Genomic DNA, 23,825 nt, shown 5'->3' on the forward strand with positions numbered 1-23,825 from the left:
GAACACCGGGCCACCGGATACCGAGGAGTGGATACATTGCCTGCCATGCCCAGTTCACCCGCACCCGGTGGCCGGGGACGGCGTCCTGTCGACCGGCCGCCGATCACCCCCACGGGCATCGTCGACGCGGCCCTGCGGCTCACCGAGACGGACGGGCTCGACGCCTGGTCGACCCGGCAGCTCGCCGCCGCGCTGGAGGTCTGGCCGCGCGCCGTCTACCACCACATCGGGGACCGTGACGCGGTGGCGGACGCCGTCGCCGACCGGGTGGTGAGCATGATTCCGCTGCCGCCGCAGGAGCTCGCGTGGCGGGAGTGGTTCAGCACGCTGCTGCTGGAGGGACGGCCGTTGCTGCGGCGGTACCGCGGGGTGGCGCGGCGGCTGGTGCGGATCGGGCCGATCATCCCGTCGGCGCTCACGATGATGGACCGGGGGATCCTGGTGCTGCAGGAGGCGGGGTTCGCGGAGGGGGCGACGGCGGCGTACCGGTACCTCACGAACTCCGCGTTCACGCTGGTGATGGTGGAGGACGACCGGGCGGAGAACCTGCCGGAGGCGCGGGTCCGGCTGGCCGGCGCGCTGGCGGCGCACCGTGACGATCCGGAGCGGCGGGGGCTGGCGGCCGTGGGGGCCGCCGTCACCAGCCGGGGCACGGACGATCCGGAGGCGATCGCGGCGCTGGAGGACGACTTCTACGCCTACACGGTGGAGCGCTCCCTGGACGGCGTGGCCGCGGTCCTGGACCGCCCGGACCTCGGCGGCCTGCCGGGCTGAGGGGGCCCGCGGCGGGCCGCGCGGACACCCCCCGGCCCGTACCCGCGCAGGGCACTTCAGACAGCGCCGGACGACACCGGCACGGGGCACCCGTGACGCGCCGGGCTGCGCGAACACCCCCGGCCCGCATCAGCACGGGGCACCCCCTGAGGCAGCGGGCCCGGCAGGCCCGCACCAGCAGGGGGTGCCCCGTGAAAGACCGGCCCGGTCAGTAGTACAGCAGGGCCTGGTCCCAGTTCTCCTCGGGACCGAACAGGCCCCGCGGCTTCAGCGCGTCCGGGTTGGCGGTCAGCACCTCCGTGGGGACCAGCTTGCCCGGGGGCAGGGCCTCCACCCGGCAGGGAACCGCGAGTTCCCGGGACACGGCCTCGGCCAGCCGGCGTTCCACCCCGGCCGCCCGCTCCTCGCGCGCCTCCACCTGGACGTGCAGCAGATCGCGGCCGGCCCGGGCGCGCCAGAACAGGACGCCGTCCGCCTCGGGCAGCCCGAACACCAGGTCCTCCACCTGCTGCTGGTCCACCGTCCCCGTACCCACCGGCCAGGCGAAACCGCCCCGGCCGAGCACCCGTACCACCGGCAGCCGCCACCCGCAGGCGCAGTCCGCGTACTCCACCTCCACCTCGTCGTCGAGGTTGTACCGCAGCAGCGGCATGGCCTCGCGGTACAGCGGCGTCACCACCAGCCGTCCGCGGCCCTCCTCGGACAGCTTCCCGCTCTCCGGGTCCAGGACCTCGCACAGCACCCGGTCCGCCCACAGGTGCAGCCGGCCCTCGGGGCACTGCCCGGCCAGCGTGCCCGTCTCCGTGGAGCCGTACTCCTCCACCACCGGCGCGTTCCACAGGGCGCCGATGCGCGCCCGCCGGGCCGGGGAGAGCGGCTCGCCGCCGACGAACAGGGCCCGCAGGGAGGGGAAGTCGGTCGCCGGGTCCAGGCCCGCCGCCCGGGCCGCGGCGGCCCACAGCAGGGTCTCCGTGGGGTTGGACCACGTCAGCGTGACGCCCAGCCGGTGCAGCAGCCGCACCGTCCGGGCCGCGGGCGTGGCCGCCGAGCGGCTGTCGGCGGGGACCACGGTCGCCCCCTTCGACCGGGCCGCGGCCTGCGCGAGATGGCCCGTGATCATGAGCGCGTAGGGCGTGCGGACCAGGAAGACGTCGCTCGGTTCGATGCCGACCCACTTGCGGGCGTAGCGCTCGGCGAGGTCCGCCCAGTCGTCCTGCGTGTAGTACGACGCGGTCGGCTGCCCCGCCGAGCCGCTCGACTCGTGGTAGGTCGCCAGTTCCGTGCGGTTCACCGCGAGCAGCCCGAACGGGTAGGCGTCGCGCAGGTCCTGCTTGCTCGTCGGTTCCAGGGAGCGCAGGTCGGCCGCGGTGGCGGGGGCCGTCCGGCCGGTGTGGCGGGACCGGTAGAAGGGGGAGCGGGCGGCGCGGGCGAGGAGCAGCGGCAGCTGCCGCTCCTGGAGCGCGCGCAGCTCCTCGATGCTCTTCCAGTCACCGATCCCCGGCCTGGTCACTGTCATGGCGGATGCCTCCTCGGGACGTCGCCCACGCCTGTCGGCCCAGCACAGCAGCCGCGGGCCGGCTTCCTCGTGAGTGCGCGCCACTCATCCGCCCGCGCCGTGGCCGTGCGCTCGGGCGGGCGGTGCCCGGGCGGGGGGCGTCCGAAGCTGAGTGACTGCTACTCAGGTGGCCCCCCGTCCCGGGGTGTTGTGCTGGCCGCGATCCACCGTGTGCACACAGCCAAGACGAGAGGGGCCGGGGTGAAGGTCGAGGACATCCATCTGTCGGGCGTGGGCTGCTACGTTCCCGAGCTCGTGCCGACCGACCTGGCGGTCAAGGAAGGCCGCCTCGACGCCGGGGTCCGGGAGGCGTCGGGCATCGAGTCCGTCGCCGTCGAGGACACCGTGCCGGCGCCGGACATGGCGATCCGCGCCGCGCGGACGGCACTGGCACGATCCGGGCGGGAGCCCGACGACTTCGCCGCGCTGCTGCACAGCAGCGCCTATCACCAGGGGCCCGACGGCTGGTCGGCCCCGCACTACGTACTGCTGAACACCCTGGACCGGCCCATCCCGGCGATGGAGATCCGGCAGGGCTGCCTCGGCATGGTGGCCGGCCTGGAGGCCGCGGCCTGCCGGCTGTCCCTGGACCGGTACACCGGGGGCGGGGACGGCAAGGACAGCGTCCTGCTGACGACGGGCGACAACTTCTCGACCCCGCTGGTCGACCGGTGGACCTCCTCCAAGCTGTTCCTGTTCGGGGACGCCGGTTCCTCGCTGGTGGTGTCGCGGCGCCCGGGCTTCGCCCGTGTGCTCGCCGTCGGCTCGCTGTCGGACCCGCGCATGGAGGCCCTGCACCGGGGCGGCGAGGCGCTGCTGCCGCCGAGCGTCACCGCGGGCATCCCGCTGGACTTCGACTCCCGGGTGCAGTACTGGCGCAAGCAGTGGGCGTCCGGGGTGAAACCGCCCATCGGGCACTTCGGCGACCAGGTCGCGGCGATCGCCGAACGCACCGCCGCCGAGGCCGGTGTCGCGCTGTCCGACATCCGCCGCTTCTGCCACGTCGGCTTCAACGAGGACCCGCTGCTGACCATGTTCCTGGAGCCGCTGGGCGTGAGCCTGGAGCAGGGCACCTGGGACATCTGCCGGCGGATCGGCCACACCGGGGTCAGCGACTTCGTCATCGCCCTGGAACGGCTGTGGCTGGACGGCGAGGTCGGCCCCGGCGACCACGTGATGCTCATCGGCGCGGCCACCGGCATGGAGGCCGGGTGCGCCGTCCTGGAGATCACCGCGGAGCCGACGGCCGAGCAGCGCTCGGTGACGTCGGGCGAGGAGGCGTGATGCTGGAGCACTGCACCCCCTGGCCGGCCGACCGGGCCGAACGCTACCGCCGTGAGGGGTACTGGCGCGGGGAGAGCCTGGTGCGGCTCCTCTCGGACGCCGCGCGCACCCACGGCCCGAAGACCGCCCTGGTCGGCGCCGGCCGCCGGATCAGCTACGCCGAACTGGAGCAGGAGGTGCGGCGGCTCGCCGCCGGCTTCCGGGACCGTGGCATCGGCGACCGCGACCGGGTCGTGGTCCAGCTGCCGAACACGCCGGACTTCGTCCGGGTGTGCTTCGCCCTGCTCACCGTCGGGGCCCGGCCCGTCTTCTCCCTGCCCGCGCACCGGGACGTGGAGATCCGCCACCTGTGCGAGCTCTCCGGCGCGGTCGGCTATGTGAGCCCGGGCCTGCTGCGGGGCTTCGACCACGCCGCCCTCGCCCGCCGCATCCGGAGCGAAGTGCCCACGCTGCGCCACCTGTTCGTGTGCGGTGACGACCCGTCCGGCACGGCGGACGACCCCGTCGTGCCCCTGTCCGAGGTGGACGGCGACCCGGAGGCGGGCGGTCCGTTCCCGGTGCTGGATCCGTCGGACGTGGCGTTCTTCCTGCTCTCCGGCGGGACCACCGCGCTGCCCAAGCTGATCCCGCGGACCCACGACGACTACGCCTACCAGGTGCGGGCCGCCGGTTCGGCGACCGCGCTGACCGAGCGGGACGTGTACCTGGCGACGCTGCCGGTGGCGTTCAACTTCACCTGGGGCTGCCCCGGCATCGTGGGCACGCTGCGGGCCGGCGGCACGGTGGTGTTCGCCGAGGACCCGACGCCCGAGACCTGCTTCCCGCTCATCGCGTCCGAGCGGGTGACCGTCACCTCGGTGGTGCCGAGCGTGGTGCAGCTCTGGCTCGAGGGCGCCGAGTGGCTCACCGACGATCTGTCGAGCCTGCGCACGCTGCAGATCGGCAGCGCCAAGCTGTACCGCGGCATCGCCGAGCAGATCGAGCCGGCCTTCGGCTGCCGCCTCCAGCAGGTGTTCGGGATGGCGGAGGGGCTGTGCACCTTCACCCGGGACGACGACCCGGCGGAGACGGTGCTCGCCACCCAGGGGCGGCCGATCTCGCCCGCGGACGAGATCCGGATCGTCGACGAGGACGGCAAGGAGCTGCCCGCCGGCGGGATCGGCGAACTCCTCGCCCGTGGCCCGTACACCCTCCAGGGCTACTACCGCGCGCCCGAGCACAACGCCCGCGCCTTCACCGAGGACGGCTTCTACCGCAGCGGCGACCTGGCCCGGCTGACCGAGGACGGCAACCTCGTGATCGAGGGCCGCATCAAGGACGTCATCATCCGCGGCGGCGACAAGGTCTCCGCCGCCGAGGTCGAGGGGCACCTCCAGGCGCTGGAGGGGGTGGCCCGGGCGGCGGTCGTCCCGGTGCCCGACGACTTCCTGGGCGAGCGCACCTGCGCCTGCCTGGTACGGGCCGAGGGCGCCGAGGAGATGCTGCTGCCGGAGCTGAAGCGGGCCATGCAGGCCCGCGGACTCGCCGAGTACAAGCTGCCCGACCGGCTCGTGTACCTCGAGGAACTGCCCCTCACCGGTCTCGGCAAGACGGACAAGAAGGCGCTGGCCGCGCTGGTCCGGGGCGAGAAGCCGGCGGAGGCGGGGGCGTTCGTGCCCGCACGCGACCGTACGGGCTGAGTGCCGTCCGCCACGCCCTGTCATCACACGACCGAAGGAAGGCCCGCACCGCCCATGGACACCAGTACACCGACCGGGGACCAGGAGTTGCGCGCACAGGTGCGTGACGCCGTCGCGAAGCTCCTGGGTACCGCGCCGGGGGACATCCCGGACGACGCCAACCTGATCCTGCTGGGGCTCGGCTCGCTCGAAGTCATGCGGCTGAGCAGCCGCTGGCGGCGCGGCGGCTTCCCCGTCGACTTCGACTCCCTGCTCTCCGACCCGACCGTGGCCGGCTTCAGCCGTGCCCTCGCCGAGGCCAGGGCGCGCTCCGGGGCGACCGGGGGTGCCGCATGAGCGCCCCCGAGCCGCTGCTGGTGCGCGGCGCGCACCTGTGCACGGCCGACGACGCCGAACGGGTCCTGCCCGAAGGGTCGCTGCTGGCCGTCGACGGCCGGATCGCCGCCGTCGGGACGGTGGCCGAGGTGGACGCCGCCGTCGCGGCGCTGCCGCCGGAGCGGCGGGCCGCGCTGCGCACCGTGGACGCCCGCCGGATGCTGGTCCTGCCCGGCTTCGTCAACGCGCACTGGCACGAACTGTTCTCCACCCGGCTGCCGTTCAACGGGGCGCTGCGGCCCGCCGACGACCGCGGCGACCAGGCCGGCTTCCTCGGCAACGGCGGCGACATGCACCGTATCTCCGCCGTCTTCGACTCCTTCCACGACCTCATCGCCGGTCTCACCCCGGACGAGGGCGAGGCCATCGCGCGCTATTCGATGTGGACGCAGTTGCGGGCGGGCGTCACCACACTCGGCGACGTCGGCTCGGTCAACCGTCCCGAGGCGCTGGCCGCCGCCGCCGTGTGGCTGGGCATGCGCTGCTCGGTGAGCACCTGGGCCACGGACGCCGTGTGCCGGCCCGGGGAGAGCGCGTTCACCCGCAGCCGTGACACCGACGCCGTGCTGTCCGAGATCGAGTCGCTGGTCAAGACGTGCGCGAACGACGGCACGGGCCTGCTGCGGGCCCGCCCCACCGCCGTCTACGGCACCAACATGACCGATGAACTCGGGCGCGGGCTGGCCGAGATCGTGCGGCGCCACGACACCGGGTTCGCCTCGCACATCGGCGCCCAGCGCCACGAGGGCGAGTTCCTCCGCCAGTACTACGGCGACACCCCGGTGCGCCGCTTCGCCGGACTCGGCCTGCTGGACGAGCGGCTGATGTCGGTCCACACCGGGTTCGCCGACGACGAGGAACGGCGGATGCTGCTGGAGGCGGGAGTGCACCTGAGCCACTCCCCCGCCAAGTACGGCCCGGCGGGCGAGTCCGCGATGACCGAGACCCGGCTGATCCCGGAGCTGCGCCGCGCCGGCCTCGACGTGTCGCTGTCCACCGACGGCCAGCCGCTGGTCTTCCCCGGGATGCCCGAGCAGATGCGGGCCGCCTGGCAGACCCACAACGAGATGTACGCCGACCCGCTGCTGGTGCGGCCCACCGACGCGCTGGCGATGGGCACCCGGATCGCCGCGCGCGGACTGCGCTGGGAGGAGGAGATCGGCAGCCTGGCGCCCGGGAAGCAGGCGGACCTGGTGATGGTCCCGCTGGACGACTGGCGGTTCGTGCACACGCCCCGCCCGCTGGAGGCGTTCCTCGCGGTGGGCGGCTCCGGCGACGTCGACACGGTGGTCGTCGGCGGCCGCGTGCTGGTGGAGTCGGGCCGTCCCACCGGCTTCGACGAGGAGAAGCTGCTGGCCGACTACGAGGCGGCGCTGCGCTCCTACTCGCAGCGCTGTCTGAAGGTTCCCGAGGAGCGGATCGACGAGGTGTTCGCGCGCACCGCGCGGCGCCGTGCCGCCGAGGAGGCGACCCGATGACGGTACCGACGCACGAGCCGGACCGGGACGGAGCGGGGCTGGCGGGCGGGGTCGCCGTGGTGACCGGCGCCGCCGGCGGCATCGGCGCGGAGATCGTGGCCCAGCTCGTCCGTCACCGGGCGGCCGTGGCCATGGTCGACCGGGACGGGGCGGCGCTCGACGAGCTCGCCGCGCGGCTGCGCAAGGAGGCCGCGGCCGACCCGGAGGCCCCCGAACCGCGGCTGCTGGCCGTGCCGGCGGACGTCTCGCACGGCGGGGAGGTCGCCGCGGCGGTCGAGCGGGTCGAGAACGAGCTGGGCCCGATCACCCACCTGGTCAACGCGGCGGGCATCCTGCGCCCCGGCCCGGTGGCCGGGCTGACCGAGCGGGACTGGGACGACACCCTGGCGGTGAACGCCACCGGCGTCTACCTGATGAGCCGTGCCGTGGCCTCCCGCATGGCGCCGCGCGGCTCCGGGGCCATCGTCACCGTCACCTCCAACGCCGCCCGCACCGCCCGCACCGGGATGGCCGCCTACGCGGCGTCCAAGGCGGCGGCCCAGGCGTTCACCAAGTGCCTGGGGCTGGAGCTCGCGGGCACCGGCATCCGCTGCAACGTGGTCGCGCCGGGCTCCACCGACACGCCGATGCTGACCTCCCTGTGGCAGGGCGAGGACGCGGGCCGCCCGTCGATCGAGGGCGCCCCGGAGGCGTACCGCGTCGGCATCCCCACCGGCCGGCTGGCCCGCCCCCACGACGTGGCCCAGGCGGTGGTGTTCCTGCTCTCCGAGCGGGCCGGCCACATCACTCTGCAGGACCTCACGGTCGACGGCGGCGCCACGCTCGGCGTGTGAGCCGTCCGCCGTGGTCCGGTCCGCGTCCGCCGGTGGTGCCGGCGGGCGCGGACCGGCTCCCAGACGCTCGAAGACCCAGAAGGGCACACCATGACGCAGGCTGCCGTTCCCGAGATCGTCCCCCATGCCATGCCCACCGCCGCCGACCTGCCGCGGAACACCGCCGAGTGGGTCCTGGACCCGGACCGGGCCGTACTCCTCGTCCACGACATGCAGCGCTTCTTCGTGGAGAAGCTGCCCGCGCACCGGTCGCCGCGCACCGAACTCGTCCGGCACACCGTCGCGCTGCGCGAGGCCGCGGCCCGCGCGGGCGTCCCGGTCCTCTACACCGCCCAGCCGGGCGACATGAGCCCCGACGACCGCGGACTGCTCGCCGACTTCTGGGGTCCCGGCATGAGCGCGCGCCCCGAGCACCGCGCGGTCGTCGACGAACTGGTCCCCGACGAGGGCGACACCGTGCTCGTCAAGTGGCGTGCCAGCGCCTACCACGGCGGCGAGCTGCTGCGGCTGCTGCGCGCCTCGGGCCGCGACCAGATGGTGCTGTGCGGGATCTACGCCCACGTGGGCATCCTGCTGACCGCCTCCGACGGGTTCGCGCACGGCATCCGCACCTTCGTCGCGGGCGACGCCACCGCGGACTTCTCCCGGGGCCACCACCGGCTGGCCCTGTCGTACATGGCGGCGCGGTGCGCCATGGTGCTGCCGACGAGCACCCTGGTGACCGCGCTGGACGGGCACCGGGCGCCGGGCGCCGAGCTCGCGGAGGCACGGTCGTGACCGCCGGCGCGGGCTCCCTGCTGCGCCGGATCGCGGACGGCACGCACAGCGCCCCGTTCGCCCTGCTGCACCGCCCCGAGTCGGGGGCGCCGGACCGCGTCGACGTGCTGGCCGGACCGGTGGACGTGTACGGGGCGCTCGCCGACCTCCCGCTGGAGGAGTCCGGTGACGACGGGTTCGAGCTGCTGGCCCTGGTCCCCCACCGGCAGATCGGCGAACGGGGCTTCGACCACGTCGACGACGGCACACCGCTGGCCGGTCTGCGGATCACCGAGCAGGAGTCGCTGCCGCTGGCCGAGGTGCTCGCCGCCCTTCCCCGGTCCGCCGACCACCCGCTGCGCCTGGAGGACGGCGGCTTCGAACTGGACGACCGCCGCTACGCCGACACCGTGCGCCGGGTCCTGGACGAGGAGATCGCCACCGGGGCGGGCGCGAACTTCGTGCTCCGCCGCGACTACTCGGCACGGCTGGCGGGCTGGTCGGTGCCGGCCGCGCTGGCCTACTACGGCCGGCTGCTGCGCCGTACGTCCGGACAGCACTGGACGTTCCTGGTCCACCTAGGCGACCGCACCCTGGTCGGCGCCAGCCCGGAGCGGCACGTGTCCCTGGACCGGGGGCGGGCCGTGATGAACCCGATCAGCGGCACCTACCGCTACCCCGAGGAGGGCCCGGAGGCGGAGGGGCTGCTGGAGTTCCTGGCCGACGACAAGGAGACCAACGAGCTCTTCATGGTCGTCGACGAGGAGCTGAAGATGATGAGCGCGGTGTGCGCGGACGGCGGCCGGGTCCTCGGTCCGCGGCTGCGCATGATGGCGCACATCGCCCACACCGAGTACTTCATCGAGGGCCGCACCGACCTCGACCCGCGCGAGATCCTGCGCCGCACCCTGCTGGCGCCGACCGTGACCGGCAGCCCGCTGGAGAGCGCCTGTTCGGTGATCGCGCGGTTCGAGCCCGGGGGGCGCGGCTACTACTCCGGGGTGGCCGCGCTGGTGGGCCGCAGCGCGGGAGAGCGGACCATGGACTCGGCGATCCTGATCCGGACCATGGACATCGACCGCGCGGGAGCGCTGCGGCTGGGGGTCGGCGCGACGCTGGTGCGCGACTCCGACCCGATGGCCGAGGCCGCCGAGACCCGCGCCAAGGCGGCGGGGCTGCTGGCGGCCGTCGCCGGCGCGGCCGACGAGGACGCGTCCCCTCCCGCCGCCCCGGCCGGTCGCGGCGACCGGCTGGCCCGGCTGCCGTCCGTGGAGGAGGCGCTGGTCCGGCGCAACGAGCCGCTGGCGCCGTTCTGGCTGACCGATCCGGGATCGCGCGGTACCCGGTGGCCGGCCCTGGAGGGGCTCGGCGTCCTGATCATCGACGCCGAGGACCACTTCACGGCCATGGGCGCCACCCTGCTGCGGTCCCTGGGCTGCGACGTGGAGGTCCGCCGGTACGACGAGGACTACGCGCTGCAGGGGCCGGACCTCGTCGTCGTCGGACCGGGGCCGGGTGATCCGCGGGACCGCGGCCACGCGAAGATCGACATCCTGTACGAGGTCACCGGGCAGCTCCTGGAGCAGGACACCCCGTTCCTCTCCGTCTGCCTGGGCCACCAGGTGCTGAGCCGGACGCTGGGCCTGGAGCTGGTCCGCCGCCCGGTGCCCAACCAGGGAGTGCAGCGCGCCGTCGACCTGTTCGGCGCGCGTGAACTGGTCTACTTCTACAACTCGTTCACCGCGGTCGCCGACGCCGACGAGATCCCCAGCGCCCCGGTGCGCCCCGGCACGGTCCGCGTCGCCCGGGACGTTCCCGGCAACGAGGTGCACGCGCTGCGCGGTCCCGGGTTCTGCTCCGTGCAGTTCCATCCGGCGTCGGTGATGACCAGGCACGGCGACCGTGTCCTGGGCGACCTGCTCACCGGCCTGCTCGCCCCCGTCTGCCCCTCGCCCGACCAGGGAGTCCCGGCGTGATGTCCGTACCGCAGTCCCCCGTGCCGCCGGCCGCCGTACGCCCGGCCGAGCAGCAGCCGCAGTGGCCCGATCCCGACGAGGTGACCCGCGTCCGGGAGCGGCTGGCCGCCCTGCCCCCGCTCGTGAGTCCGCACGACAGCGACCGGCTGGCCGCGCTGCTGGGCGAGGTCGCGCGGGGGCGGGCCTTCCTGCTCCAGGGCGGCGACTGCGCCGAGATGATCGAGCGGGCCACGCCGGCCGCGGTGCACGGCACCGTGGAGACGCTGCTGCGCGTGGCGGGGACCCTGGAGAGGTCCCTCGGGATGCCGGTGGTGACGGTCGGGCGGCTCGCCGGACAGTACGCCAAACCGCGCTCCAGCCCGCTGGAGACGGTGCAGGGGCGCACCCTGCCCGCCTACCGCGGTGACGCGGTCAACGGCGCGGCCTTCACCGCCGAGGACCGCACCCCCGACCCCCGGCGCATGCTGCGGGCGTACGAGGCCGCCGCGACCACGCTGCGGCTCGTCGCCGACCGCCCGGACCCGGTGCCGCGTCCGGTGGCGCGGGAGGTGTTCGTGTCCCACGAGGCGCTGCTGATGGACTACGAACTCCCGCTGACCCGGCAGGATTCCCGCACGGGACGCGCGTACGCCGGCTCCGGGCACCTGCTGTGGGCGGGCGAGCGCACCCGGGACCCCGAGGGGGCGCACATCGCGTTCCTGTCCCGGGTCGCCAACCCGGTGGCGGTGAAGATCGGTCCCGGTGCCCGTCCGGACGACCTGCTGCGGCTCGCCCGGACGCTCAACCCCGGGGCGGTGCCCGGCCGGCTGACCTTCATCGTGCGGACCGGTGCGGGCGCGGTCCGGCGGGTGCTGCCGGAGCTGGTCGGCGCGGTCGCCGACGCGGGCGTCCCGGTGGCCTGGGTGTGCGACCCGATGCACGGCAACACCGTCCGGGTGAACGGCCGCAAGACGCGGTACTTCGACGACGTGTACGAGGAGATCGCCGGCTTCTTCGAGGTGCACCGGGCACTGGGCACGCACCCCGGCGGTGTCCACCTGGAGATGACCGGCGCGGATGTCACCGAGTGCCTGGGCGGCGGCTCGGGCGCGGTGTGGAGCGCGGGCGTCCGCCCCGCGGACCTCGCGTCCCGCTACGAGTCGGCCTGCGATCCCCGGCTGAACCGCACCCAGACCCTCGAGCTCGGGCGGCTGATCGCCGGTCTGCGCACGCCGTCCCTGGTGGCGGCCGGCTGACGGGTCCGGGCAGGGCGGCGACGCCCTGCCCGGCGCGGGTCCTTCAGGCGGCCCGGCCCAGCGTGCGGCGGGCGGCGCCCTGCAGGGCGCCGCCCAGGTCGGAGCGGGCGGTGATGCCGAGTTTCTCGTAGACCCGGTACAGGTGGTTCTCGACCGTGCGGACCGAGACCACCAGGCGCTCCGCGATGTCCCGGTTCGACAGTCCGCCGGCCGCGAGCGCGGCGACCTCGCGTTCCCGCCGGGTGAGGGGCGCGGTGCGGTCCGGCTGCCGGTGCTCCTGGGGACCGGCCCACGGCACGAGGGCGCAGCCGGACTCCGCGAGGAGCCGCGCGCTCGCGGCGCGGGCCAGCCGGCTCGCCCGGCGCCGGCCGTCCTTGCGGTACATCTCCGCGGCCTGCGCCGCCGCCTCGGCCGCCAGTGCGACCGCTCCCATGGTGCGGAAGCGGGCCGAGACGTCCTCCAGCGCCTCGCCGTCCGAGCGGGTCAGCGCGACGACGTGGTCGGCCTGGAGCCGCATCAGCTCCGAATCGGCCCCGGCGGCGAGGTGCGCGGCACGGACGGCCTCGCGCGGCACGTCCGCGACCCGTACGGCCAGGTGCAGCGCGGCCAGCGCGGTCGCGGGGCGGGCGGCGGCCCGCCGGACGACCTCCAGGGCACGGCAGGCGGCGCCCGAGCGGTCCCCGGTGTGGGCGAGCACGACGGCGTGTTCGAGGAGGAGGGCGTCGTCGGCCAGCGGGTAGGCGGGGGCGTCCCGCCGTGCGGTCTGGGCCTCGACCAGGGTCTGCAGCGCCTCCGTCGGCCTGCCCGCCTCGGCGAGCGCGCCCGCGAGCTGGGCCAGCGTCCAGGAGGGCGTGCCCAGCCAGTCGCGCCGCACCCGCAGGGCGCTGGCGCCGCGCAGCAGGGTGACCGCCTCGGCCGGCCGGCCGAGCAGCCGCAGCAGGCGGGAGCGGAGCAGGGCCAGCTGGAGCCGGCGCGGGTCGTCGCCCTGGGCGGCGAAGCGGCCGGTCGCCTCGAGGGCCTCCGCCACGCGGTCGAGGTCGCCCTGGGCGAAGGCGCAGCGCGCCGTCACCACCAGGCACTGCAGGCGGGCGTCGTCGTGCCAGCCGTCGAGGTCGTGCGCGTACCGGCCGATCAGGGTGAGCGCGTCCGCGGGCCGGCCGAGCTCGCTCAGCGCGAAGGCGGCGGGGGGCAGCAGGTGCTGCACCACCGGGGAGTCGGGCGGCTCCCCCGGCAGGAGGGTGCGTCCCGCGCGTGCCGCGTCGTCCGGCCGGTCGTCGAGCAGGGCCAGCACGGCGTGGAACCCGTGGCGCACGCCCGTGCCCTGTGCGCCGAGTCCGGCGGGCAGGCCGTCCACGACGGCGGCGGCGTCGGCGCCGCGTCCCAGTCCCCAGGCGGCGTTGTCGGCCCGGTCGCGCACGGCGGTGATCAGCTCGTCCTGCGGCAGCGTCCGCGTGAGCGGCTCCGCCCGTCCGGCGAGAGCGCCCGCGAACACCTCCTCGGCCTCCTGGTACCGCCCCTGCCCGGCGAGCGCCCGCCCGAGCAGCAGCGCGGCACGCGCGGTGTCGGCGGCCGTCACGTCCCCGGCCGGGGCGGCGGCGTCATCGGCGGCGGGCGCAGCCCCGCGAGCCGCGTGACCACCGCCCGCCGCACGGCCCGGGCCCGGCGCGCCGTCACCGGCCACCGGCCCGTGCGCCGGTCCCGTCCCGAAGGCACCGCCGACGGCCGCCTCACCGGCCGGGACCGGCGCGGGAACCCCGAGGGCCCGCGTTCCGTCACCGGCCGCCGCAGCATCGCCGAAGGCCCGCGTCCCGTCACCGGCCGCCGGGGGAACGTCGAAGGCCGGCGTCCCGTCACCGGCCACCGCAGCATCGCCGAAGGCCCGCGTCCCGTCACCGGCTGCCGGGGGAACGTCGAGGGCCCGCGTCCCCTCACCGGCCGCCGCGGAACCGCCGGCAGCCGGCGGACCGTCGGCCCCGCGGGCGACGGCCGCCTCACCGGTCGGCGGGCCGCCCGCCGCCGGCCCGCCGGGCAACGCCGTCACGGGGCCGGCCGCCGGAACCCCGCCGGCGGGAGCGGACGCGGGGGCCGCGCCGTCCGTCGCGTCGGCGGTCACCCGGGCGGGCAGCGCCCCGCCGGGTCCGGCCGGCGGGACCGCGGGAGGAGTGCCGGGTGCGTCCGGCCGGGGCGCGCGGGTGGTCCCGCCGAGTACCGAGCGGCACAGGCGTTCGGTGAGGGGGAAGTCGCGGCGGTGGGCCGCGGTGCGTGCCGCGGCGAGCAGGACCGCCGGTTCCGGGACGCGGCCGGCCGCCATCCGCAGGGTGGCCATCCGTACGACGTCGTCCTCGCGCCGCGCGCCGGTGGCCTCGATCGCGTCGGCGAGCTGGAGCCGCAGCCGCTGGGCGGTGAGCCCGGACATGCGGTCCGCCACGACCGCCCCGGTGAGCGGTTCGGTGAGCCGGATGCCGACCCGGCGTCCGCTGTACTCGATCTGCACGAGGTCGCGCTCGTCGAGCGTCTCCGCGGCGCGGGCCAGACCGAGCCGCTCGGCCAGCCCGTACTCCACCTGCCCGACCACGGCCAGCACGTTCACCAGTTCCTGCTCCTCGGGCGCCAGGTCGCGCAGCCGGAGGCAGACGATGTCGGCCAGCCGCTCGGGCGGCCGTGCGGGCAGCCCGTCCCAGTGCCAGTGCCCGTCCACGCGGCGCAGCGAGCCGTCCGCCAGGGCGTACTCGACGAGTTCGTGCAGGATCAGGGCGTTGCCCCGGGTGGTGGCCCACAGCCGTTCCAGCGTCGGGGAGTCCACCGGCCCGCCGACCCGGCGGCTGAGGATGGAGCTCACCACGTCCCGGGCGAACGGCAGCACCTCCAGGCGCTCCACGAGGCGCTCCACCCAGAGTTTGTCCACCCCGGCGGGCAGCGCGGCGTCCCGGCGGGCGGTGGCGGCGACCGCGACCCGCCCGGAGGCGGTCAGACGGTACAGCCGGTGGGCGGCGGACTCGTCCACCAGATGGGCGTCGTCGAAGCCGACGACGGTGCGCCGTGCGGGATCGCTGTGCCGCCGGACGGACTCCAGCCGGTCCAGGCACTCGGCGAGTGAGCAGAAGTTCTCCGCGCAGCCGGTCTCCGGACCGCCTGCCCCGCCGACCGCCACGACGGTGCGGCCCTCGGCAGCGGCACGTTGGAGAGAGGCGGCGAGCAGGCGCGTCTTGCCCACACCGGTGGTGCCGGTGAGGAGGATCCCGCCGCGGTCCGTCAGAGCGGAGTCGATGGCCCGCAGTTCCCCCTGGCGAGCCGTGACCGCCCACATCTGTTCGATCTCGGTCGGCATTTCGGTCCTTGTCCATTCTCGGTGAGAAGGAATCGATCACGGAATGTGCGGAATAGCAGTCACCCTTTTTTGAAGGCCGCTTTCGCGTAAGGCTCCACCGACGGAGGGGCGCGCGGGACAACGGCCGTGGAATATGCCGCATGGAACACCGTTCACGATAGGAGAGCCGTCGGACGCCACACTGAGGTGATTCTGACGCCGCGCTGACACGGCGGATGAGCCGCGACCAAGGCTGGGTCGGGTCGCACCCGCGAAAACCTTGCCGAATCAGCCGCCCCCTCGGCCGGGCGGAACCGGGCACACCCCTCTCACCTGGGAAAACAGGTAATCGAGGCATCGCAATCCGGCCACGGCAGCCGATCTTCCGTCGCTCGCGATTGAGTTGCGCGAAAGGTGTCGGCCTACCTACGCTCCCGAACTGCGAGCGGCGGCCTGACCGCTCTTTGTTCTCCCGCAGAAACCCGCCCACTCCGGCTTCCGCGAATAACGCGCCCGGAGTGCACGCGTACGTAGAGGCACGAGAAAGGAACGGGTCATGGGCAAGGTCACGGCCGACGAGGTGCAAAAGTGGCTGATCGAGAAGATCGCGGAGCGGCTCGGCGAGCAGCCCTCGGCCATTCCTCCGGGCCAGTACTTCGACGAACTCGACATGGACAGCACGGAGGCGCTGATCATCGCCGGCGAGATGGAGAGCTGGCTGGGCTTCGAGCTGGGCACCACGGCGCTGTGGTACCACCCGACCATCGAGGCCCTGTCGGCGCACATCGCCGAGGAGAGTGCGCGGCATGGCGCGACGGCCTGACGCGACGTCACCGCCGAAGCTGCTGATACGGCACCGGGAGGCCGCGCCCGGCGCGGGCACCGTCTACGCGGTGCACCCCGGTGCCCTGCCCGTGGGCCTCTGGGCCGGCCTGTCCGGCGCACTGCCCCGGGAGACCGGGTTCGCCGTACTGGACCTGGGCGCGGTGCCCGAGTACGGGGAGGCCGCGCTCGCGCCGGAACGCTCCCGGCTGACCATCGACCACCTCATCGACCTGCTCACCACCGCCTACCGCGCCGACCGCGACCGCACCGGCGGGGACGGCGCGGACACCGTGCTGGTGGGCTGGTCCTTCGGCGGAGTGCTCGCCCACGGCCTGGCCGAACGGCTGGAGCCGCACGAGCGGCCCCGCGGCGTGGTGCTGCTGGACAGCATCGCCCCCACGGACACCTACCAGCACACCGAGGGCGACGAGATCGACCCCACGCTCGTCCTCCGCTGGTTCGCGATGTTCCTGGGCGCCCGGCGCGGCGCCGAGGTGCGTCCGCGCCCGGTGCCGAAGGGGGCGGACGCCGGCACCGCGCTGACCCTGCTGCTCGAGGACGCGATCGCCGCGGGCGCGCTGCCGCAGGGCACGCCGCCGGCCGGCGTGCGCAAGCTCTTCGAGGCCTACACGGCGGGGCTGCTGCGCAACAACCGGCTGACGGCTCCGTACCGTCCGGCGCCCGCCACCGTTCCGCTGGTCCAGATCAAGGCCGGCAACAGTCTCATCCCCTCGGACCCGACGCTCGGCTGGGAGGAGCTGGCCGGCCGCGGGATCACCGCCCATTCGGTGCCCGGCGACCACTACACCATGCTCATCCGCCCGGACTCCTCGCAGGCCATAGCCGGACTGGTGCCATCCCTCCGGCCGGCGCACCTCGTCACGACCCGGAGGCCCTCGCCGTGAACGAATCCCAGCAACGCACCCTCGACCGACGGCTGGCCCGCGACCCGATCGCCATCGTCGGCCTCTCCGCGCTCTATCCGAAGGCGCGCAACCTCCAGGAGTACTGGTCCAACGTCGTCGCGGCGGCCGACTGCACGACGGAGGTGCCGGCGACCCACTGGGACGTCGACGAGTTCTACGACCCCGACCCCTCGGCGCCCGACAAGACGTACGCCAAGCGGGGCGGCTTCATCCCGGACGTGCCGTTCAACCCGCTCGAGTTCGGTCTGCCGCCCAACACCCTCGAGGTCACCGACGTACTGCAGCTGCTCAGCCTGGTCGTCACCCGCGACCTGCTGAAGGACGCGGGAGCGGACCAGGAGTGGTACGACGCCTCGCGCACGGGTGTCGTGCTCGGCATCACCGGTGCCAACCAGCTCACCCAGCCCCTCACCGCCCGTCTGCAGAGCCCGGTGCTCAAGGAAGTGGTCAGGAGCTGCGGCCTCTCGGACCGCGACGCCGAGGAGATCGCCGCCAAGTTCCGCATGGCGTACGCCCCGTGGGAGGAGAACTCCTTCCCCGGCATGCTCGGCAACGTCGTCGCCGGCCGGATCGCCAACCGGTTCGACCTCGGCGGGATCAACATGACGATCGACGCCGCCTGCGCCAGCTCGCTGGGTGCCGTCCGCACCGCCGTCAGCGAACTGCTGGAGGGCCGGGCCGACACCATGCTGGCCGGCGGGTGCGACGCCGAGAACACGATCTTCATGTACCTGTGCTTCAGCAAGACCCCGGCGCTGTCGAAGTCGGGCCGCATCCGGCCCTTCGACAGCGAGGCCGACGGCACGCTGATCGGTGAGGGCATCGGCATGCTCGCCCTGCGCCGGCTGGCCGACGCCGAACGCGACGGCAACCGGATCTACGCGGTCCTGCGGGGTCTGGGCACCTCCAGCGACGGGCGCTTCAAGTCCATCTACGCGCCGCGCAAGGAAGGCCAGATGGTGGCGCTGAACCGCGCCTACCGGGACGCGGACGTGTCCCCCGACAGCATCGAGCTGTTCGAGGCGCACGGCACCGGCACGGCGGTCGGCGACGCCACCGAGATCGGCGCGCTCACCGAGGTGGTGGGCAAGGACGGCGGGGAGCGGGAGTACGCGGCCATCGGCAGCGTCAAGTCGCAGATCGGGCACACCAAGGCGGCCGCGGGAGCGGCCGGGCTGATCAAGCTGGCGCTCGCCCTGCAGCACAAGGTGCTGCCCCCCACCATCAACGTCACCCGGGCCGGCTCCGCCTTCGGGCCGGAGAGCCCGTTCTACGTCAACTCCCAGACACGTCCGTGGATCCGCGACCCGAAGCGGCCGAACCGCCGTGCGGCGGTGTCCGCGTTCGGCTTCGGCGGCACCAACTTCCACGCCGTCCTGGAGGAGTACGGCGACGGCGACGACGTCGCCGTGCGGTTCCCGGTCGCCCGGGTGCACCTGTGGCACGCCCCCGACCCGGCGGCCCTCGCCGACGCGCTGGCCGCCGGTGCGGCGCCCACCGGGGGACCGGTGCCCGAGGGACACGCCCGCCTCGCCTTCGCCGCCCGCGGCGAGGACGACGCCCGGGCGCTGCGCGAGATCGCGCTCGGTGAGCTGCGGTCCCGGGCCGAGGCGCCGGAGTGGACCCATCCGAAGGGCATCCACTACCGCCGTTCGGCCGGCGAGACCGGCAGGGTCGGCGCCCTCTTCGCGGGCCAGGGCAGCCAGTACGTGGCGCCCGGACTGAGCGCCGTACTGGCGCTGCCGCCGCTGCGCTCCTCGTTCGACCGCGCCAACCGCCACTACCCGGAGGACACCCCGCTGTCGCGGGTGGCCTTCCCGCCGCCCCTCGTCGACGAGGCCGGCCGCGCCGCGCAGGAGGCGGCCCTGCGGGCCACCGCCTACGCGCAGCCGGCGATCGGGGCGCTGTCCGCCGGTCACTTCCGGTACCTGACCGAACTCGGTTTCACCGCCGAGGGTTTCCTCGGCCACAGCTTCGGCGAGCTGACCGCGCTGTACGCGGCCGGGGCCTACGACGAGGACACCCTGCACCGGCTGGCGCGCGCCCGCGGCAGCGCCATGTCGCCGGCGTCCGGTCAGGCGGACGACACCGGGACGATGGCGGCGGTGTTCGCTCCGGAGGAGCGGGTCGCCGAGCTGCTGGCGCAGCGCGCCGGCCTGCTGGTCTGCAACCGCAACGCGCCGGACCAGATCGTGGTGGGCGGCGCGACGGCGGAGGTGGAGCTGCTGCTCGAGGCGGCGGAACGCGCGGGCGTGCGCGCCCGCCGGCTGCCGGTCTCCGCCGCGTTCCACACCCCGTTCGTGGCGCACGCGGTGGACGACTTCCGTACGGCCGTGGAGGCCGCGGACATGGCGGCGCCGCGCGGCCGGGTCTACGCCAACACCTCCGGGGCGGACTACGGCGCGGACGTCGCCGGCAACCGCCGGGTGCTCGCCGAACAGCTGATCCACCCGGTGGAGTTCGCCGCCCGGGTCGAGGAGATGTACGCCGACGGGTTCCGCGTCTTCGTCGAGTTCGGGCCGGGCACGGTGCTCGCCGGTCTGGTGGGCAGGATCCTGCGCGGGCGCCCGCACACCGCGGTCTCGCTGGACGGCGGCCCCGGCCGGGACGCCGACCTGACGCTCAAGCAGGCCGTGGCGCGGCTCGCGGTGCTGGGCCTGCCCCTGGCCACGAGCGACCGCTACACGGCCGAGGCGGAGCCGGAGACGCCCACCAAGGGCATGACGGTGATGCTCAACGGCATCAACTACGTGTCCCCGGAGCGCCGCGCCGCCTACCAGGACGCGCTGGCCAACGGGTACCGGGTCGCGGCACCCGCCCCGGCCCCGGTCGCGGCACCCGCCCCGGCCCCGGTCGCCGTACCGGTCGTGGCGGCGGCGCCCCCGGCACCGGAGCCCGCCGTCGCGGCCGCCGTGCCGCAGTCACCGCACCCGGCGCCCGAAGCGGCCGCCTCCCGGCTGCCGGCCGTCGCTGCGGAACCGGACCACCCCCGCCCCGCCCAGGAGAACGCACCCATGCCGAGCGACCGACTCACCGAACTCATCTCGGACCACCTCTCCCTCCACGACGAGTATCTGAACGGCCAGCTGCAGAGCGCCGAGCGCCTGTCCCGGCTCCTGGAGCGGGCGGACGAGGAGGGCAGGCTGGACCAGGTGCTGCCCGGGATCAGCTCGGTCAAGGAGCACGGGCTGGCGATCGGCCGCACCCACGTCCGGGCCAACGAGGTCCTGGGCCGGCTGGCCGGGCTGGAGCTCGGCACCGGGTCCTCCACCGCCCCGGTCCGGCCGGCGCCGGCGCCGGCCGGAGCGCCCTCTCCCGCGCCCGTGGCGCAGGAGCCCGCGCTTCCCGCGCCGCTGCCCCTTCCGGAGCCGGCGGTCGCGCCCGCCCTGCCCGCGACCTGGACGCCGGCCCCGGCGCAGGCCCCCGTCCCGGCGCAGGCCCCGGCCCCCGCTCCGGCTCCGGCTCCGGCTCCCGGCGCGGACGCCGACAAGGTGCGCTCGGTCCTCCTCGAGGTCGTCGCCGACAAGACCGGCTACCCCGCCGACATGCTCGACCTCACCATGGACGTCGAAGCCGACCTCGGCATCGACTCCATCAAACGCGTCGAGATCATGGGCGTCATCCAGGAACGCTTCGACACCACCACCGCCGCCGGCCCCGAACAACTCGCCGAACTGCGCACCCTGGGCGACATCGTCACCTTCGTCGCCGGCACCACCACAACCCCGGCCCCGGCCCCGGCCACAACCCAGGCCCCGGCCACCGCACCCGACGCCGACACCGTCCGCACCGTCCTCCTCGAGGTCGTCGCCGACAAGACCGGCTACCCCGCCGACATGCTCGACCTCACCATGGACGTCGAAGCCGACCTCGGCATCGACTCCATCAAACGCGTCGAGATCATGGGCGTCATCCAGGAACGCTTCGGCGCCGTCACCGCCGCCGGCCCCGAACAACTCGCCGAACTGCGCACCCTGGGCGACATCGTCACCTTCGTCGCCGGCACCACCACAACCCCGGCCCCGGCCCCGGCCACAACCCAGGCCCCGGCCACCGCACCCGACGCCGACACCGTCCGCTCCGTCCTCCTCGAGGTCGTCGCCGACAAGACCGGCTACCCCGCCGACATGCTCGACCTCACCATGGACGTCGAAGCCGACCTCGGCATCGACTCCATCAAACGCGTCGAGATCATGGGCGTCATCCAGGAACGCTTCGGCGCCGTCAGCGCCGCGGGCCCGGAACAGCTGGCCGAACTGCGGACGCTGGGCGACATCGTCGACTTCGTGGCGGGCGCGGGTGTCCCCCGTACCGCCGCGCGGGAGACCGCGTCCGCCGGCTCGTCCGCGCAGGGCGCGTCGACGGGTGAGGACCACCCCCCGGAACCGGCGTCGGAGCAGCCCTCGCGCATCGGCCGGGCCCAGGCCGCGCTCGTCACCCTCCCCGCTCCCGACCCGCTGCTCGACGCCTACGCCCCGGACCACGGCGCCCTCGTCGTGGACGACGGCTCGCAGCTGGCCGCACGGCTCGTCGAACGGCTCACCGGCACCGGCCGGCGGGTGCACACCCTGCGTCTGCCGGGAGTTCCGGCACGCTCGGCCGGCGTGCACGACCACGCCCTCACGGGATGGGGCACCACCGAACTCGCCGCCCAGGTCGAGGAGATCTTCACCGACCGCATCGCCCTGGTCGTCGACGTCACCGCACAGCCCCGCGCCGAGTGGGCCGAGGGCACCCGGCGGCTGGCACACTCGCTGCTCCTCGCCCGGCACGTCGTACGGCCGCTGAGCGAGGCGGCGGAGCACGGCCGTGCCGCCTTCCTCACCGCGACCGTGCTGGACGGCGCCTTCGGACTCACCGGGGTCGCCGAGGAGCGGACCCCGGCCGGCGGAGTGGCGGGCCTCGTCAAGACGCTGGCGCTGGAGGCACCCGCCCTGTTCTGCCGCGCGGTCGACCTCTCCCCCGCCCTCGACGCCGCCACCGGGGCCGCGCTGCTGCTGGACGAGGCCGCCGACTCGGCCCCGGAGCCGGTGCAGATCGGCCTCGACGGGACGCGCCGGGTGGGACTGACGCTGGGCGAGCAGCCGCTCGCCGGGGACGCCCCGGAGGTCGGCGCGCCCACCTCCGACGACCTCCTCGTCGTCACCGGCGGCGCGCGCGGGATCACCGCCACCTGTGTGCTCGAACTGGCCGAACGGCACCGGCCGCGGCTGCTGCTGCTCGGCCGTACCCCGCTCGACGCGGAGCCCGACTGGGCGCGCGGCGTCCCGGACTCCGGTCTGAAGGCGGCCGCGGCGGCCTCCCTCACGGCGGCGGGCGAGAAGCCGACCCCCAAGAAGGTGGGGCGGCTCGCGGCGGACGTGACGGGCAGCCGGGAGATCCGGGCCACGCTGGACGCGCTGCACGCGGCCGGCAGCGAGGCCGAGTACCTCGCCGTGGACATCACCGACCAGGCCGCGACGGCCGCCGTGCTCGCCCCGTACCGGGACCGGGTCACGGGTGTGGTGCACGGCGCCGGGGTCCTCGCCGACCAGCTGATCGCCAACAAGAAGGCCTCGGAGATCGAGCGGGTCTTCGCCCCGAAGCTGGCCGGACTGCGGTCCGTGATGGCCGCGCTGCCCGCCGAACGCCTCCGTCACGTGGTGCTGTTCTCGTCGGTCGCAGGCTTCTTCGGCAACCAGGGGCAGTCGGACTACGCGATGGCCAACGAGGTGCTCAACGCCTGGGCCGCGTCCGCCCGCCGACGGCTGCCGCACACCAGGGTCACCTCGCTGAACTGGGGCGCCTGGGACAGCGGCATGGTCTCCCCGCAGATCAAGGCGGTGTTCGAGGAGCGCGGCATCCCGCTCATCCAGGCTCCCGAGGGGGCCCGGCTGTTCGCCGACCAGTTCGCCCCCGAGCGGGCCGCGGACACGGTCACGGTGCTGGGCCCGACCACCCCGCTGAGCTCGCGGGAGCGCCCGGCCCTGCCGGCCGGGGCGACCGTACGGCGGTCGCTCACCGAGCTGGAGGGCACGCCGCTCGTCACCGACCACCTGATCGACTCGGTGCCCGTCCTGCCGGCGGCCGTGGCCATCGGCTGGGCGCTCGGCGCGGTGGAACACGCAGGGGGGCGGCGCGCGGTCCGGCTGCGCGACTTCTCCGTGCACAAGGGGATCGTCTTCGACGGCACCCGGCCCGACGAGTGCCGCGTGGTGATGACCCCGGCCGACGACGGGGTGAAGGTGGCCGTCCGGTCGGTCACCGAGGACGGTTCGGTACGGCCGCACTACGCCGCCACGGTGGTCACCGGCCCCCTGGCACCGGCCGCCCCGCTGACCGGGCTGCCCGCACCGGGGTCCGGCCGGGACGCCGCCGGTCTGTACGAGGACGGCACGCTCTTCCACGGGCCCGCACTGCGCGGGCTGCGGCGGGTGCTCGCCGAGGAGGAGTCCCGGCTCGTCCTGGAGTGCGAGCCCGTCGCGACGACGGCCGGGCCGGCCGCCGCGTCCTGGTACGCGGCGGGTCCCGCGGACCTGCTGCTCCAGGCCGCGCTGGTCTGGGTGCGCCGCTTCCGGTCCGCCGCCGGGCTGCCGCTCGCCGTGGGCGGGGTGGAACTCCACGCGCCGCTGACCTCGCCGGGGACGTTCCTCGTCGTGGTGGAGCCGGTGCGGCACGAGGGCCCGGACTCCCGGCTCACCGTCACCGCCTGTGCCCCCGACGGCCGGGTCCTCGCCCGGTTCACCGACGTGTCCGTGGTCTCGGCCCCGCAGCTGGCTGCCAAGTTCGCGGGCTGACCCGTGGCCTGTGCCGGACGTACCGCGCGGGCGGCGGTTCGCCGCC

General features: G+C 74.9%; 14 protein-coding genes. 12 read left to right on the forward strand and 2 right to left on the reverse strand.

What is annotated here, in order from left to right:
* The first annotated feature begins 45 nt into the window (after window positions 1–45).
* Entirely contained in the window at window positions 46–774 is a 729-nt protein-coding gene (locus ACFY3N_RS32660; RefSeq protein WP_390820426.1) for a TetR/AcrR family transcriptional regulator, read from the forward strand.
* Window positions 775–982: 208 nt separating this feature from the next.
* Here the strand turns inward: ACFY3N_RS32660 and ACFY3N_RS32665 are convergent, their stop codons facing one another.
* Window positions 983–2,290, reverse strand: coding sequence for a phenylacetate--CoA ligase family protein (locus tag ACFY3N_RS32665; protein ID WP_390820427.1), 1,308 nt, complete (start codon window positions 2,288–2,290; stop codon window positions 983–985).
* A 210-nt stretch (window positions 2,291–2,500) separates the two neighbouring features.
* Between ACFY3N_RS32665 and ACFY3N_RS32670 the strand changes: the two genes are divergently transcribed.
* The 8 genes from ACFY3N_RS32670 (at window position 2,501) to ACFY3N_RS32705 (ending at window position 11,945) form a co-directional block, all read left to right on the forward strand.
* Window positions 2,501–3,613 (forward strand): ketoacyl-ACP synthase III family protein, encoded by a 1,113-nt coding sequence (locus tag ACFY3N_RS32670; RefSeq protein ID WP_390820428.1) that lies wholly within the window; start codon window positions 2,501–2,503, stop codon window positions 3,611–3,613.
* Window positions 3,613–5,292: a (2,3-dihydroxybenzoyl)adenylate synthase gene (locus ACFY3N_RS32675; protein WP_390820429.1), complete on the forward strand. Its 1,680-nt coding sequence runs from the start codon at window positions 3,613–3,615 to the stop codon at window positions 5,290–5,292. Before ACFY3N_RS32670 ends, ACFY3N_RS32675 begins: the two co-directional genes overlap by 1 nt.
* A gap of 54 nt (window positions 5,293–5,346) precedes the next feature.
* Window positions 5,347–5,628 carry a phosphopantetheine-binding protein gene (locus tag ACFY3N_RS32680; protein WP_390820430.1) on the forward strand — a complete coding sequence of 94 codons (282 nt, stop codon included), beginning with the start codon at window positions 5,347–5,349 and terminating at the stop codon, window positions 5,626–5,628.
* Entirely contained in the window at window positions 5,625–7,145 is a 1,521-nt protein-coding gene (locus ACFY3N_RS32685) for an amidohydrolase family protein (protein ID WP_390820431.1), read from the forward strand. Before ACFY3N_RS32680 ends, ACFY3N_RS32685 begins: the two co-directional genes overlap by 4 nt.
* Window positions 7,142–7,978 carry a 2,3-dihydro-2,3-dihydroxybenzoate dehydrogenase gene (locus ACFY3N_RS32690; RefSeq protein ID WP_390820432.1) on the forward strand — a complete coding sequence of 279 codons (837 nt, stop codon included), beginning with the start codon at window positions 7,142–7,144 and terminating at the stop codon, window positions 7,976–7,978. The genes ACFY3N_RS32685 and ACFY3N_RS32690 overlap by 4 nt, the downstream gene beginning before the upstream one ends.
* 90 nt (window positions 7,979–8,068) lie before the next feature.
* Window positions 8,069–8,755 (forward strand): isochorismatase family protein, encoded by a 687-nt coding sequence (locus ACFY3N_RS32695; RefSeq protein WP_390820433.1) that lies wholly within the window; start codon window positions 8,069–8,071, stop codon window positions 8,753–8,755.
* Window positions 8,752–10,710, forward strand: a complete 1,959-nt coding sequence (locus ACFY3N_RS32700; protein ID WP_390820434.1) for an anthranilate synthase family protein — start codon at window positions 8,752–8,754, stop codon at window positions 10,708–10,710. The genes ACFY3N_RS32695 and ACFY3N_RS32700 overlap by 4 nt, the downstream gene beginning before the upstream one ends.
* Complete coding sequence (locus ACFY3N_RS32705; protein ID WP_390820435.1) at window positions 10,710–11,945, forward strand: 3-deoxy-7-phosphoheptulonate synthase; 1,236 nt, start codon at window positions 10,710–10,712, stop codon at window positions 11,943–11,945. Before ACFY3N_RS32700 ends, ACFY3N_RS32705 begins: the two co-directional genes overlap by 1 nt.
* A 43-nt stretch (window positions 11,946–11,988) precedes the next feature.
* Here ACFY3N_RS32705 and ACFY3N_RS32710 read toward each other — a convergent pair whose 3' ends face one another.
* Window positions 11,989–15,273, reverse strand: coding sequence for a LuxR C-terminal-related transcriptional regulator (locus ACFY3N_RS32710; protein WP_390820436.1), 3,285 nt, complete (start codon window positions 15,271–15,273; stop codon window positions 11,989–11,991).
* 535 nt (window positions 15,274–15,808) lie between these two features.
* On the opposite strand from ACFY3N_RS32710, the gene ACFY3N_RS32715 reads away from it, so the two are divergent.
* The 3 genes from ACFY3N_RS32715 to ACFY3N_RS32725 are packed head-to-tail and all read left to right on the forward strand — an operon-like array spanning window position 15,809 to window position 23,779.
* Window positions 15,809–16,075, forward strand: coding sequence for an acyl carrier protein (locus ACFY3N_RS32715; protein WP_004924036.1), 267 nt, complete (start codon window positions 15,809–15,811; stop codon window positions 16,073–16,075).
* Window positions 16,059–16,982, forward strand: coding sequence for an alpha/beta fold hydrolase (locus ACFY3N_RS32720; protein WP_390820437.1), 924 nt, complete (start codon window positions 16,059–16,061; stop codon window positions 16,980–16,982). Before ACFY3N_RS32715 ends, ACFY3N_RS32720 begins: the two co-directional genes overlap by 17 nt.
* On the forward strand, window positions 16,979–23,779 hold the full coding sequence (locus ACFY3N_RS32725) for an SDR family NAD(P)-dependent oxidoreductase (RefSeq protein ID WP_390820438.1): 6,801 nt from the start codon (window positions 16,979–16,981) through the stop codon (window positions 23,777–23,779). The genes ACFY3N_RS32720 and ACFY3N_RS32725 overlap by 4 nt, the downstream gene beginning before the upstream one ends.
* The last annotated feature ends 46 nt before the right edge of the window (window positions 23,780–23,825 follow it).

Source organism: Streptomyces sp. NPDC000348, from assembly GCF_042898795.1.
In the GTDB taxonomy this organism is placed as follows: Bacteria; Actinomycetota; Actinomycetes; order Streptomycetales; family Streptomycetaceae; genus Streptomyces.